Annotated in this window: 14 protein-coding genes; 7 read left to right on the top strand and 7 right to left on the bottom strand. The window is 57.8% G+C overall.

Translation table 11 applies throughout. The features are described from left to right. The first annotated feature begins 475 nt into the window (after positions 1 to 475). Positions 476 to 1186, top strand: coding sequence for a hypothetical protein (locus B0D71_RS20305; protein ID WP_103396332.1), 711 nt, complete (start codon positions 476 to 478; stop codon positions 1184 to 1186). Between the two features lie 149 nt (positions 1187 to 1335). On the opposite strand, the gene B0D71_RS20300 is transcribed toward B0D71_RS20305, so the two are convergent. Both B0D71_RS20300 and B0D71_RS20295 read right to left on the bottom strand, forming a co-directional pair. Further along, positions 1336 to 2553 carry an argininosuccinate synthase gene (locus tag B0D71_RS20300; RefSeq protein ID WP_007985864.1) on the bottom strand — a complete coding sequence of 406 codons (1218 nt, stop codon included), beginning with the start codon at positions 2551 to 2553 and terminating at the stop codon, positions 1336 to 1338. A 129-nt stretch (positions 2554 to 2682) separates the two neighbouring features. Next, entirely contained in the window at positions 2683 to 3588 is a 906-nt protein-coding gene (locus B0D71_RS20295) for a flagellar protein MotY (protein WP_103396331.1), read from the bottom strand. 159 nt (positions 3589 to 3747) lie between these two features. On the opposite strand from B0D71_RS20295, the gene pyrC reads away from it, so the two are divergent. Together pyrC and rnt are read left to right on the top strand one after the other, a co-directional pair. Then, positions 3748 to 4794 (top strand): dihydroorotase, encoded by a 1047-nt coding sequence (pyrC, locus tag B0D71_RS20290; RefSeq protein WP_103396330.1) that lies wholly within the window; start codon positions 3748 to 3750, stop codon positions 4792 to 4794. Continuing rightward, positions 4791 to 5468 carry a ribonuclease T gene (gene rnt / locus B0D71_RS20285; RefSeq protein ID WP_085724159.1) on the top strand — a complete coding sequence of 226 codons (678 nt, stop codon included), beginning with the start codon at positions 4791 to 4793 and terminating at the stop codon, positions 5466 to 5468. Before pyrC ends, rnt begins: the two co-directional genes overlap by 4 nt. A gap of 201 nt (positions 5469 to 5669) precedes the next feature. Here rnt and B0D71_RS20280 read toward each other — a convergent pair whose 3' ends face one another. Beyond that, positions 5670 to 6272: a peroxiredoxin gene (locus B0D71_RS20280; protein WP_007971324.1), complete on the bottom strand. Its 603-nt coding sequence runs from the start codon at positions 6270 to 6272 to the stop codon at positions 5670 to 5672. Positions 6273 to 6583: 311 nt separating this feature from the next. Here B0D71_RS20280 and B0D71_RS20275 point away from each other — a divergent pair, with 311 nt between their 5' ends. Together B0D71_RS20275 and bfr are read left to right on the top strand one after the other, a co-directional pair. Further along, positions 6584 to 6802: a bacterioferritin-associated ferredoxin gene (locus B0D71_RS20275; RefSeq protein ID WP_007985869.1), complete on the top strand. Its 219-nt coding sequence runs from the start codon at positions 6584 to 6586 to the stop codon at positions 6800 to 6802. 198 nt (positions 6803 to 7000) lie between these two features. Beyond that, complete coding sequence (bfr, locus tag B0D71_RS20270) at positions 7001 to 7477, top strand: bacterioferritin (protein WP_103396329.1); 477 nt, start codon at positions 7001 to 7003, stop codon at positions 7475 to 7477. Positions 7478 to 7656: 179 nt separating this feature from the next. Here the strand turns inward: bfr and grxD are convergent, their stop codons facing one another. The 3 genes from grxD to B0D71_RS20255 form a co-directional block, all read right to left on the bottom strand. Continuing rightward, the gene (gene grxD / locus B0D71_RS20265; protein WP_103396328.1) at positions 7657 to 7998 is read right to left on the bottom strand and encodes a Grx4 family monothiol glutaredoxin; all 342 of its coding nucleotides are present in this window, start codon (positions 7996 to 7998) and stop codon (positions 7657 to 7659) included. Positions 7999 to 8095: 97 nt separating this feature from the next. Continuing rightward, positions 8096 to 10204 carry a molybdopterin oxidoreductase family protein gene (locus B0D71_RS20260; RefSeq protein WP_103396327.1) on the bottom strand — a complete coding sequence of 703 codons (2109 nt, stop codon included), beginning with the start codon at positions 10202 to 10204 and terminating at the stop codon, positions 8096 to 8098. Between the two features lie 134 nt (positions 10205 to 10338). Beyond that, positions 10339 to 10629: a hypothetical protein gene (locus B0D71_RS20255; RefSeq protein ID WP_103396326.1), complete on the bottom strand. Its 291-nt coding sequence runs from the start codon at positions 10627 to 10629 to the stop codon at positions 10339 to 10341. A gap of 406 nt (positions 10630 to 11035) precedes the next feature. Here B0D71_RS20255 and argF point away from each other — a divergent pair, with 406 nt between their 5' ends. Beyond that, positions 11036 to 11956 carry an ornithine carbamoyltransferase gene (argF, locus tag B0D71_RS20250; protein WP_103396325.1) on the top strand — a complete coding sequence of 307 codons (921 nt, stop codon included), beginning with the start codon at positions 11036 to 11038 and terminating at the stop codon, positions 11954 to 11956. After that, the gene (locus B0D71_RS20245) at positions 11953 to 13062 is read left to right on the top strand and encodes an ABC transporter ATP-binding protein (protein WP_007971311.1); all 1110 of its coding nucleotides are present in this window, start codon (positions 11953 to 11955) and stop codon (positions 13060 to 13062) included. The genes argF and B0D71_RS20245 overlap by 4 nt, the downstream gene beginning before the upstream one ends. A gap of 124 nt (positions 13063 to 13186) precedes the next feature. On the opposite strand, the gene B0D71_RS20240 is transcribed toward B0D71_RS20245, so the two are convergent. After that, on the bottom strand, positions 13187 to 13969 hold the full coding sequence (locus tag B0D71_RS20240; protein WP_103396324.1) for a PhzF family phenazine biosynthesis protein: 783 nt from the start codon (positions 13967 to 13969) through the stop codon (positions 13187 to 13189). Positions 13970 to 13999: the final 30 nt, after the last annotated feature.

The raw sequence follows: 13999 nt of genomic DNA, 5'->3' as shown, positions 1-13999 counted from the left end.
GTTCGAATTTTTTAGAGCCCGCACAATAGCCTAGTCGTTTCACCCATGGCATGTCGCCCCTTCCACCCACCCGCACCAAGAGACATCCCCTACAAGCAACACGGATTACTCCTACAAAAATCCATCGAACGGAATGAGTTGAAAACTGTAACAGCGCCATGCTGTCGCAGTTTCCGGCAATCGATCCTATCGGTTTACGACCAAAATTTTCCACAAACCAACCTGAGCGACCGTGCTCTGACAAACATAAGCATCTACCCCTTCCATAAAAACGTAACTGATATTTACGCGATAACCTTTCATACCAGAAATATCACACATCAAGCATCCAATTACTCTTACAGCAAATTTTATTTTTTGCGCAATCATTAAAACACCACAAAATCCATAAAGCCGAGGAGCGACAAATAACAAAAGTCACCACAAAAAAACCACAAGACCAACTTCATAAACCATTCAAAAAAGATAATTCAATATGAGCACAGAACATGATAGAAAACGAATTTACAATCCAATGACAATTATCGCGATATTCGCAGCGCTCTCTGAAACATCGGCCGCTGTTTCTCTACCTTTCCTGGATCAAGAGGAAAGAGAGATTTATGTCTGGTTTCTGATCAGCTTTCCGTTTTATTTACTTTTACTTTTTTTCGCGACACTGAACTTCAACTACAAATCACTGTATGCGCCTTCCGACTTTGAAAAGGGAAAACACTTCATGAAGGTCATGGATGACGCTGGGCGGTCGGAAAAAAAGAGTACCGGGAAGGCGCCTGAGACACCCACTCTGGAAACGTCAACGAATGACCAGCCGTCAGCTCGGACGCCGTGCGGCGCACAGGATCCGCCAACGGAGATTGGTCTGCACACCACTGTCTTCGTTCAGCATCAACTTCAGTTGCCAGAACTTGTCAAAGACCTGTACATCGTTGATACACGCTGGATGAGCCAGGAGATCGAATTTGGAGCGCTGCTGGAAAAAATCCAGAGGCCACGGGAAAAGACGGCATACGTGATTGTATTTGTCACTTGTGCCATTTCGGAGACTTTACTAAAAGCCAGTGCGCTCAAACATTCACAGCAGACCAGGAAGCGCAGCTCTGCCATTTACATTGCCTACAATCCGGGCTCGCACAGGTTGACGGTCATTGATCGAGCCGGACAACCGGCAAACAACATCACTTAGAACAGACAGACCGCAGGAAGGAGAAAAAACAGGAAATCGTCAGCGCAAACCAAAGCAACCGACAACGCAGGAACAGGCATCACCCCCCGCTTTCAGGTGCCTGACCTCGTCCTGGACGAGATCAGGCATCCATCACTACCTCAAAGGTCTCAGAACAGCTTCCGGCCTTTGTTCGCCGCAATGCGCATGCGCAAGGCGTTGAGCTTGATGAAGCCCGCTGCATCCGCTTGGTTGTACGCGCCGCCATCTTCTTCGAAGGTAGCGATGTTGGCGTCGAACAGTGAGTCGTCGGACTTGCGGCCAGTGACGATCACATTGCCCTTGTACAGCTTCAGGCGCACAACGCCGTTCACGTTGACCTGGGACGCATCGATCATCTGTTGCAGCATCAGACGCTCAGGACTCCACCAGTAACCGGTGTAGATCAGGCTGGCGTACTTGGGCATCAGCTCGTCTTTGAGGTGAGCCACTTCGCGGTCCAGAGTGATCGATTCGATCGCACGGTGGGCGCGCAGCATGATGGTGCCGCCAGGAGTTTCGTAGCAGCCACGGGACTTCATGCCCACGTAGCGGTTCTCGACGATGTCCAGACGCCCGATACCATGTTCGCCACCGATACGGTTCAGGGTCGCCAGCACGGTGGCCGGAGTCATTTCGACGCCGTCCAGTGCGACGATGTCGCCGTTGCGGTAGGTCAGTTCCAGGTACTGCGGTTTGTCGGGAGCGTTCTCCGGGGAGACGGTCCAGCGCCACATGTCTTCTTCGTGCTCGGTCCAGGTGTCTTCCAGCACGCCGCCTTCATAGGAGATGTGCAGCAGGTTGGCATCCATGGAGTACGGGGATTTCTTCTTGCCATGGCGCTCGATCGGGATCGCGTGCTTATCGGCGTAATCCATCAGCTTTTCACGGGACAACAGGTCCCATTCGCGCCACGGAGCGATCACTTTCACACCAGGCTTCAAGGCGTACGCGCCCAGTTCGAAACGAACCTGGTCGTTGCCCTTGCCGGTGGCACCATGGGAAATGGCGTCAGCGCCGGTTTCGTTGGCGATTTCGATCAGGCGCTTGGCGATCAACGGACGAGCGATGGAGGTACCCAGCAGGTACTCGCCTTCGTAAACGGTGTTGGCGCGGAACATCGGGAAAACGAAATCGCGCACGAACTCTTCGCGCAAGTCGTCGATGTAGATCTCTTTGACGCCCATGGCCTGAGCCTTGGCGCGTGCAGGTTCGACCTCTTCGCCCTGACCCAGGTCAGCGGTGAAGGTCACCACTTCACAGTTATAAGTATCCTGCAGCCACTTGAGGATCACCGAAGTGTCCAGGCCGCCGGAATACGCCAGAACGACCTTGTTTACGTCCGCCATGCCATCACTCCACGGGGTTCTACGGAAAGCCGGGAAGTCTACCGCTCATACAGAATAATTTACAGTGGCGCGACAGCTTATGACGACGAAGCGACAGATTATGTCGAGAGGGCGACGATGACCGCCGAGTCAGGAAGTTGCCGAAGTGGCCGCTTTCGTCGCCTGCGGGGCGACTTGTTCCGCGGGCGCTCCGCGGTCCAGGCGTACCGCCACCCGACGGTTCTTCGCGCGGTTGACGTTGTTGGTGTTAGGCGCCACCGGATAACGTTCGCCATGGAAACGCACGGTGATTTGTGACTCCTGGATGCCGTTGGCCTTGAAGAACTCCATCACAGCCAGGGCCCGGCGCCGCGACAGGTCGCGGTTGGTCAGGCGGTTGCCGCTATTGTCGGAGTGACCGTCGAGCTCGATGTGATTGACCGTCGGATCGGCCTTCATGTACTCCAGCATCACCTGCAGTTTGGCTTTTGCTGCGCTGTCGAGTTCGATTCCGCCGCCGGGGAAGCCTATTTCGGATTGCTTCACCTGTTCGAAATTCTGTGGCAACAGTTTCGCCACGCAACCCTGGTAGTCGGCAAATGCTTTGGTGAACCTGACCGGCAGCAATCGCACTTCCGACACCCGACCATCACCCGAGGAGTGGCGAACCACCGGGCTGCGACCGTCCATCAAGCCACTGATCAGACGCCCTGCCTGAACCTGTGAACTGTTGAACAACACGTTGCCGCTGCCGACTCTCACCGTGCCCAGGTTGATATCGTCACGCCCCGGTTGCCACGGTGCCGCGGCGGCCAACAAGGTCGCCGAACCGCCGCCCATCATCGGGTTATAGGCCTTCAGACGAAACGTTGCCTGCTCACCGGCCTTGCGCACGAACTCGCCCGAACCGAAGTCGGTAATCGGCTGCGCCAGGCGGCATTCGAACTTGTCGCCTTCGACCGTCCACTCAATGCTCTCCAGACGAGTCTGGAAAGTGAGCGCCATCGCGGGAAGGCTGGCAAACACACTGAGCAAGGCTAAATAACGCTGGCGCACGGGGGGCTCCACTGGCTTCTACAACAAAAAGACCGGCATACACATGCTTACGGCATACCTGTTGGATATCGGAAGCTTCCCGCAAAACTTGATAGCGAGTGCCTGCAAGAGTCTTTTCCGGTAGCATTCCCCTCAGTTTGACCCGCCTGGAATCCCCTCATGTCCGACCGCCTGACCCTGCTGCGTCCCGACGACTGGCACATTCATCTTCGCGATGGTGCCGTGTTGACCAATACCGTCGCGGATGTCGCGCGCACCTTTGGCCGCGCCATCATCATGCCCAACCTGGTTCCACCGGTGCGCAACGCGGCCGAAGCCGACGGCTATCGCCAGCGGATTCTCGCTGCCCGCCCGGCCGGCAGCGCGTTCGAGCCGCTGATGGTTCTGTACCTGACCGACCGCACCCAGCCTGAAGAGATTCGCGAGGCCAAGGCCAGCGGATTCGTGCACGCCGCCAAGCTGTACCCGGCCGGCGCGACCACCAACTCGGACTCTGGCGTCACCAGCATCGACAAAATCTTCCCTGCACTCGAGGCCATGGCCGAAGTCGGGATGCCGTTGTTGATCCACGGTGAAGTTACCCGCGGCGATGTCGACGTGTTCGACCGCGAAAAAATCTTCATCGATGAGCACATGCGCCGTGTGGTCGAACGTTTCCCGACCCTCAAAGTGGTCTTCGAACACATCACCACAGCGGACGCCGTGCAGTTCGTCAACTCGGCTTCGGCCAACGTTGGCGCGACCATCACTGCGCATCACCTGCTCTACAACCGCAACCACATGCTGGTGGGCGGGATTCGGCCGCACTTCTATTGCCTGCCGATCCTCAAGCGCAACACCCACCAGGAAGCCCTGCTCGACGCCGCCACCAGCGGCAGCGAAAAGTTCTTCCTCGGTACCGACTCGGCGCCCCACGCCCAGCACGCCAAGGAAGCGGCCTGCGGCTGCGCCGGTTGCTACACCGCTTATGCGGCGATCGAGATGTATGCCGAAGCCTTCGAACAGCGCAATGCGCTGGACAAGCTTGAGGCCTTCGCCAGCCTCAACGGCCCTCGCTTCTATGGTCTGCCGGCCAACACCGATCGCATCACCCTGGTCCGCGAAGAATGGACCGCCCCTACCAGCCTGCCCTTCGGCGAGCTGACCGTTATCCCGCTGCGCGCCGGTGAAAAACTGCGCTGGCGCCTGCTGGAGGAACACGCGTGAGTGAAGACCATTTCGACGACGAACTGGAAGGTCAAGGTGGCGGAGGCGGTTCCCGTCATCCAATGGCAGCGCGGTTTCGTGGTTACCTGCCGGTTGTCGTCGACGTAGAAACCGGTGGCTTCAACTCGGCCACCGACGCCTTGCTGGAAATTGCCGCGACCACCATCGCCATGGATGAAAAGGGTTTTGTCTACCCGGATCACACCTACTTCTTCCGTGTCGAGCCATTCGAAGGCGCGAACATCGAAGCGGCCGCTCTGGAGTTCACCGGGATCAAGCTCGATCACCCGCTGCGCATGGCCGTGAGCGAAGAGTCTGCCCTGAACGATATCTTCCGCGGCGTGCGCAAGGCCCTCAAGGCCAATGGCTGCAAACGGGCGATCCTGGTCGGCCATAACAGCAGCTTCGACCTAGGCTTCCTGAATGCAGCGGTTGCGCGCCTGGACATGAAGCGTAATCCGTTCCATCCGTTCTCCAGTTTCGACACCGCGACGCTCGCAGGTCTCGCCTACGGTCAAACCGTGCTGGCCAAGGCCTGCCAGGCAGCAGACATCGACTTCGACGGTCGTGAGGCCCACTCGGCCCGCTACGATACCGAGAAGACCGCTGAGCTGTTCTGCGGCATCGTCAATCGCTGGAAACAGATGGGTGGCTGGGAAGACTTTGACGATTGAAGGCTGTCGACTCTTTGCTCTTTGTGGGAGCGAGCCTGCTCGCGATGGTCGTCAACAATAACGTTGGGGGCCTGACACACCGCGGTGTTCTTGAGTCCATCGCGAGCAGGCTCGCTCCTACAGGGATTTCAGTCGCAGATTTACTTTCGCGCATAAAAAAACCGGCCTCGAAGGCCGGTTTTTTTGTACCTGCAACGCGCCTTACAGAGCGGCAGCATGCTCGGTCAGGTAAGCCGCAACGCCTTCTGGCGAAGCGTTCATGCCTTTGTCGCCTTTCTTCCAGTTGGCAGGGCAAACTTCGCCGTGCTCTTCGTGGAATTGCAGAGCGTCGACCAGACGCAGCAGCTCTTCCATGTTACGGCCCAGCGGCAGGTCGTTGATGATCTGCGAACGGACAACACCTTTGTCGTCGATCAGGAACGCGCCACGGAAAGCCACGCCGTCCGCGGACTGAACGTCGTAGGCTTTCATGATTTCCTGCTTGATGTCGGCAGCCATGGTGTAGCGAACTTCGCCGATACCACCATTGTTGACCGGGGTGTTGCGCCAGGCGTTGTGGGTGAAGTGCGAGTCGATCGACACTGCGACTACTTCAACGTTGCGTGCCTTGAACTCGGACATGCGGTTGTCCAGAGCGATCAGCTCGGACGGGCAAACGAAGGTGAAGTCCAGCGGGTAGAAGAACACCAGGCCGTATTTGCCTTTGATCGCCGAAGACAGGGTGAAGCTGTCAACGATCTCGCCATTGCCGAGTACGGCCGGTACGGTGAAGTCAGGGGCTTGTTTGCCTACGAGTACGCTCATTGGATATCTCCTGGTGTAATAGCGTGAGAAACAGGGTTCGCATCAGCCTGCCACCCTGAGGCGACAGCCCTGTGACACGATCCCCGGTCGCAAAAGACCGGCCATCATACACCGCGTGTTTGAGCTGGCTTAGCTGTTTTTTCCCTGTACGATGAAATCCCCGACGGTTTTGTATCACCGACTTGCCAGGCAGACCGTTCGTCAGCCATCCCCGCTTATGACGAAAAGTGCTCTGAAACCACTTTGACAATCATTCTCGTTAACATTAAGATCCATCGCAATTGAGTCACAATCAGCGACGGTCCTTCCTTATGTATGTTTGCCTCTGCACTGGCGTCACCGACGGTCAAATCCGCGATGCGATCTATGAAGGTTGCTGCAGCTACAAGGAAGTCCGTGTGGCCACCGGCGTTGCCAGCCAATGCGGTAAATGTGCCTGCCTCGCCAAGGAAGTGGTCCGCGAGACACTCACCAAACTGCAAACGGCCCAGGCTGCAATTCCATATCCAGCAGAATTTACAGCCGCTTGAATCTCGAATTTTAAAGAACCGGACATATGTCCGGTTTTTTTATGTCTGAAAATCAACTAGTTATGCTCTAGACGCGGAACACAAACATTCTTATTCCGATTAATTTTCATTTAAGTTTCAATAACTTAGGTTTGACACTAGCAAATACGCGGCTCAAACTCTGTTCTATTGACAGCTATTACAGGGCAGGACCCCATCATGAAAGGCGACGTTACAGTCATCCAGCATCTCAACAAGATCCTTGCCAATGAACTGGTCGCGATCAATCAATACTTCCTGCATGCGCGCATGTATGAAGATTGGGGCCTGAACAAACTCGGCAAGCACGAGTACCACGAATCCATCGACGAGATGAAGCACGCGGACAAGCTGATCAAGCGCATTCTGTTCCTTGAAGGCCTGCCGAACGTCCAGGACTTGGGCAAGCTGCACATCGGCGAGCACACCAAGGAAATGCTTGAGTGCGACCTGCGTATCGAGAAAATCGGCCATGCCGATCTGAAAGTAGCCATCGCGCATTGCGAAACAGTTGGCGACTTCGGTAGCCGTGATCTGCTTGAAGATATCCTCGAGTCCGAAGAAGAACATATCGACTGGCTGGAAACCCAGTTGGGCCTGATCGACAAAATCGGTATCGAGAACTATCTGCAATCGCAAATGGGCGACGACGAGTAAGTTCTACGCCATTAATCTCGATGCAATAAAAAGCCCCGCCCTCTTTAAAAGAGGCGGGGCTTTTTTATGCCTGCTGTAGGAGCGAGCTTGCTCGCGATGGTCGTTAACGATTACGCGGCAAGCCTGACAGCCCGCGGCGTTTTTTAGTCCATCGCGAGCTCGCTCCTACACACAGCAAATCAGGCTTCGGTCTTTGGAGCAGCGGCCTTGGCGGCGGCATCCTTGATCAGGCTCTGCAGCGAACCGTCAGCAGACATTTCAGTCATGATGTCGCTACCGCCGACCAGCTCACCGGCAACCCACAGTTGCGGGAAGGTTGGCCAGTTGGCGTATTTTGGCAGGTTGGCGCGGATTTCCGGGTTCTGCAGGATGTCCACGTACGCAAACTTTTCGCCACAAGCCATCACGGCCTGCGCGGCTTTCGCGGAGAAGCCGCACTGCGGGGCATTCGGCGAGCCTTTCATGTAAAGCAGAATGGTGTTGTTGGCAATCTGCTCTTTAATCGTTTCGATGATATCCATGGAGCACCTCGGCTGAACTTTCCGACTCACGGGTCGGCACGGTGGCGCATTGTAACGGAAAGCCGAGCGCCCTGCTCGGTCTCTCCGTCAGACTGATTCAAGCAGCTGCCACGGTCACCGGCACGCCATTGAGCGCGGCATTTCCCGACAACTCGTCAATCTGGCATTCGTCGGTCAGATCATTGGCGCTGGAGCCTGGCTGACTGCTGGCAATCGACATTTGCACGCCAGGCCGCGCGTGGCCCCAGCCATGTGGCAGGCTGACCACGCCTTTCATCATGTCCAGACTGCCAAGCACTTCGACTTCAATCACACCCACCCGCGAGCTGACCCGTACGCGCTGCCCGTCGCTCAGCCCGCGAATGGCCAGATCGTCCGGATGCATCAGCATCTGATGACGCGGCTTGCCCTTCACCAATCGATGATAGTTATGCATCCATGAGTTGTTGCTGCGCACATGCCGACGGCCAATCATCAACAACTCGTCGACGGCGGGTGCCTTCAAGGCTGCAAAGCGCGCCAGGTCAGCGAGAATCGCGGCCGGCGCGGCCTGGATGCGTTGATTGGCAGTTTTCAGGCGTGGCGTCAGGTTAGGCTTGAGCGCACCAAGATCGACACCATGGGGATGATCGAACAAAGTCGCCAGCGACAGCTTGTGCTCTGAAGAGTCGCCGTACATCCCCATGCGCAGGCCGCGATCGATCATTTGCGCCGGGGCGATGGTGGGCTTCAACTCTTTGCCGGTCCTGGCGGCAAATGCCTTGGCCAGCCCGACGAAGATTTCCCAATCGTGCAACGCGCCCTTGGGTTTGGCGAGGATGGCGTGATTGAAACGAGTGACGTTGCGCACCGCGAACAGGTTGAACGTGGTGTCGTAATGGTCGTTTTCCAGCGCTGAGGTGGACGGCAGGATCAGGTCGGCGTAACGCGTGGTTTCATTGATGTACAGGTCGATACTGACCATGAACTCCAGCCCGTCCAGCGCCTGTTCGAGTTTTCGGCCATTGGGCGTGGACAGCACCGGATTGCCCGCCACGGTAATCAGCGCCCGGACTTGCCCTTCGCCTTCAGTCAGCATCTCTTCGGCCAGCGCCGAGACTGGCAGCTCTCCAGCGTATTCCGGGCGACCGGAAACCCGGCTCTGCCACAGATTGAAGTGTCCGCCTGATGTCGTCGCCACCAGGTCCACCGCCGGTTCGGTGCACAAGGCCCCTCCCACGCGATCAAGGTTACCGGTAACCAGGTTGATCAACTGCACCACCCAGTGGCACAACGTACCGAAGGCCTGGGTCGAGACGCCCATGCGGCCATAACAGACTGCACTCGGTGCCACGGCGAAGTCCCGCGCCAATTGGCGGATCTGCTCGGCCGGTACGGCGCACAACGGACTCATGGCCTCAGCGGTGAATGGCGCTACAACCTCACGCACCTCCTCCAGACCGTCTACCGGCAGATGGCTGTCGCGGGTCAGACCTTCTGCGAACAAGGTATTGAGCAGTCCGAACAACAGCGCTGCATCACCGCCCGGGCGCACGAACAGATGCTGATCGGCAATGGCCGCGGTTTCACTACGGCGCGGATCGACCACCACCACTTTGCCGCCGCGGGCCTGTATCGCCTTCAAACGCTTTTCCACATCCGGCACGGTCATGATGCTGCCGTTCGAAGCCAGCGGGTTGCCGCCAAGGATCAGCATGAAATCGGTGTGATCAATGTCCGGGATTGGCAGCAACAAACCATGGCCGTACATCAAATGACTGGTCAGGTGATGGGGTAACTGATCAACCGACGTCGCGGAAAAACGGTTGCGGGTTTTCAGCAGGCCGAGGAAGTAATTGCTGTGGGTCATCAACCCGTAATTGTGCACGCTCGGGTTGCCTTGATAGACCGCCACGGCATTTTGTCCGTGATGCTCCTGAATTGCAGCGAGGCGTTCGGCGACCAGATTGAATGCCGCTTCCCACTCAATGGGCTGCCATGCATTGCCCACCCGCTGCATCGGCTGATGCAGGCGATCCGGATCGTTCTGGATGTCTTGCAGCGCCACCGCCTTTGGGCAGATGTGCCCACGACTGAACGTGTCCTGGGGGTCGCCCTTGATCGACGTGATCTGGACGTTACCGCCTTCGACTTCGGTGGTTTCGATGGTCAGGCCACAGATGGCTTCGCACAAATGGCAAGCACGGTGATGGAGAGTCTTGGTCATGGCCAGTCTCTGTCTTGTTATGGGCGGGCAACGTTGGCCGCGGAAACAAAACTATGGCGCCAGAGCCGCTACCACGCCAGCGACGTTCATCTTGTGAATCGAGGGTTATCAGGCCAGCCGATGGCCGCCGCAGTTCAGTTCGGAGGCAACCTGGGTGGCGCCTGCAGCTGGATTTCCTGAAGGGTTTCAATCGGTCCGTGGGGGCCGTGTACGCCGGTCAACTCGCCGATCAGGCGCCAGTGCTCATCGAGCCCGGTGCTGATGGTGGCCATGCGGTCGATCATGTGGCGGCCGGCAGCCCGGGTGACTTCGTCTTCGCTGCGCAACAACTCGAAGGACATCGTCGTCATTGACGCGGTGAGGTGAGTCAGCGAGCGCGCCGTAAGGCCCAGTAGCTCCATTAACAGCTGCTCTTTCGATTCCATCGGGGGGGGGCTTCCTGAGTCGCTCAAGATTTATTTATAACCCTGCACTTTGCATTCGCAAATATTTCAGGCTGGCGACAGACCGCTCAAGAACTGGAATGACAGGTCAGAAACCGACTGTCAGCGCACCATTGCCGCCCCGTTTGATTGCCAAGCCCCGAGAGGCCAGTGTACAAATGAGCCGCTGCTATAAGGAATCAGCTTCAAAGCGCTACCTCGGCAAACCCGTAGCACCTCTGAAACTCCCTAAAAACTGTAGCCCTATTGGTAAGACGCGACATTTAATTATAAGATCGCGCCTTCCCCTATTTCGTCGCCCCGTGCGGCTTACGCCGCAGGTCTCGCCCGTTGTTCCGTTAAACAAGGCTTTGAGCATCTGCGGTTTGTAGCAAAAAGGTAGTCAATGATGAGCGCAAGGCACTTTCTCTCCCTGATGGATTGCACGCCCGAAGAGCTGGTCAGCGTGATCCGTCGAGGCGTTGAGCTCAAGGACCTGCGTAACCGCGGCGTACTGTTCGAGCCTCTGAAAAACCGCGTCCTGGGGATGATTTTCGAGAAATCCTCGACCCGCACCCGGATCTCCTTCGAGGCCGGCATGATCCAGCTCGGCGGCCAGGCGATCTTCCTGTCGCCACGTGACACCCAATTGGGTCGCGGCGAGCCGATCGGCGACTGCGCCATCGTCATGTCGAGCATGCTCGACGCGGTGATGATCCGTACCTTTGCCCACAGCAACCTGACCGAATTCGCCGCCAACTCCCGCGTTCCGGTAATCAATGGCCTGTCCGATGACCTGCATCCGTGCCAGTTGCTGGCGGACATGCAGACGTTCCTCGAACACCGCGGCGCCATCCAGGGCAAGACCGTGGCCTGGATCGGCGACGGCAACAACATGTGCAACAGCTATATAGAAGCGGCGATCCAGTTCGACTTCCAGCTGCGCGTTGCCTGCCCGGAAGGCTACGAGCCCAATCCTGAATTCGTGGCCAAGGCCGGCGATCGGGTCACCATCGTTCGCGACCCGAAAGATGCCGTGCGCGGTGCACACCTGGTGAGCACCGACGTCTGGACCTCCATGGGCCAGGAAGAGGAAACCGCCAAGCGCCTGAAGCTGTTCGCACCCTACCAGGTCAACCGCGCCCTGCTCGACCTGGCCGCTGACGACGTGCTGTTCATGCACTGCCTGCCGGCGCACCGCGGCGAAGAAATCAGCGTCGACCTGCTCGACGACAAACGCTCGGTGGCCTGGGATCAAGCCGAAAACCGTCTTCATGCGCAAAAAGCCCTGCTCGAATTCCTCGTCGAACCGGCGTATCACCACGCATGAGCCAGCCATTACTGCTTAACCTGCGCAACCTCGCCTGCGGCTATCAAGACCAGCGCGTGGTGCAGAACCTGAACCTGCATTTGAACGCCGGCGACATTGGTTGCCTGCTGGGCTCTTCGGGCTGCGGCAAGACCACCACCCTGCGGGCGATTGCCGGTTTCGAACCGGTACACGAAGGCGAAATCCAGCTGGCTGGCGAGACCATCTCCAGCGCTGGTTTCACCCTCGCCCCGGAGAAACGTCGCATCGGCATGGTGTTCCAGGACTACGCACTCTTTCCGCATTTGAGCGTGGCCGACAACATCGCCTTCGGCATTCGCAAGCATCCGCAAAAGGATCGCGTTACCGAAGAACTGCTGGAGCTGGTTAACCTGAAGAACCTCGGCAAGCGCTTCCCTCATGAGCTTTCCGGTGGTCAGCAACAACGTGTCGCCCTGGCCCGCGCCCTGGCGCCGGAACCGCAACTGCTGCTGCTCGACGAACCGTTCTCCAACCTCGATGGCGAATTGCGCCGCAAGCTCAGCCACGAAGTACGCGACATCCTCAAGGCCCGTGGCACCAGCGCGATTCTGGTGACTCACGACCAGGAAGAAGCCTTCGCGGTCAGCGACCACGTTGGTGTGTTCAAGGAAGGTCGACTGGAACAGTGGGATACGCCCTACAACCTGTATCACGAACCGCTGACACCCTTTGTGGCCAGCTTCATCGGCCAGGGCTACTTCATTCGCGGTCAATTGAGCAGCCCCGAGTCGGTGCAAACCGAGTTGGGTGAGTTGCGCGGCAACCGGGCCTACACCTGGCCGGTCGGTGGCGCCGTGGATGTGCTGCTGCGCCCGGACGATATCGTCTACGCGCCGGACAGCGCATTGAAGGCGCGAATCGCGGGCAAGACATTCCTGGGGGCGTCGACCCTGTATCGCTTGCAACTGCCGACAGGCGCACAGCTGGAGTCGATCTTTCCGAGCCATGTCGATCGTCAGGTCGGGGCGGATGTGGGTATTCGTGTCGCGGCTGAACACCTGGTGCTGTTCCAGGCGTCAGGCAGCACGGCGGCGCAGATTCCTGCGGTTGAATCAGGTGTCCGGCGCTACAGCACCGCCAACTGATACACACAAAACCTGGAGGAGCGAGCTTGCTCGCGAAAAACGTCTGGATAACGCGTTCATTCCGGTTGCACGCGTTATCGTTGTCGTCCATCGCGAGCAAGCTCGCTCCTACACTGGGTTTGCGTTAACCCAGCATTAGCGTTCCACGCGCAACGAGCGTCGCATCCCCGCCAATCTTCACCCGATCACCTTCCAACCGGCAGAACAACTCCCCACCCCGCGCCGAACGCTGGAAGGCCGCCAGGCTCGACTTGCCCAAACGCTTTGACCAGTACGGAATCAGAAGGCAATGGGTCGATCCGGTCACCGGGTCTTCATCAATGCCGATGGCCGGAGCGAAGTAACGGGAAACGAAATCGTGCTGCTCGCCCCGCGCCGTCACGATGGCGCCCAACCACGGCAATTTCCCCAGGGCAGCCATGTCCGGTTTGCAGTCGAGCACAGCTTGCTCTGACTCCAGTACTACGAACAGCTCATTCGAACCCAGTACCTCGACAACCTTCACACCCAGTGCACGCTCGACGTCCAGAACCACATTCACCGGTGACGCCGTGATCGCCGGGAAATCCAGCCACAGGCGCCCGCCCTCCCGCATCACGCTCAACGGGCCGGACTTGCAGGTGAAGTCCAAACGTTCGACGGGCTCTTTATAGATCTCAAACAACACATAGGCGCTGGCCAGCGTCGCGTGCCCGCACAATGGCACCTCGGTGGTCGGCGTAAACCAGCGGATGTGCCAGCCCTGCCCTTCGCGCACGACAAACGCCGTTTCGGCGAGGTTGTGCTCGGCGGCAATCTTCTGCATCAATTCATCGGCGAGCCAGCTATCGAGCCGATAGACCATCGCCGGGTTGCCGCTGAATGGCTGATTGCTGAACGCGTCGACCTGATGAAACTCAAGCTGCATAACCTTCTCCCTTTGTCAGACCGCCGAGCA

This window comes from Pseudomonas laurylsulfativorans, assembly GCF_002906155.1.
Classification (GTDB): Bacteria; Pseudomonadota; Gammaproteobacteria; order Pseudomonadales; family Pseudomonadaceae; genus Aquipseudomonas; species Aquipseudomonas laurylsulfativorans.
Note: the sequence above shows the minus strand (reverse complement) of the source record. Positions and strands in the feature narration are given on the sequence as shown.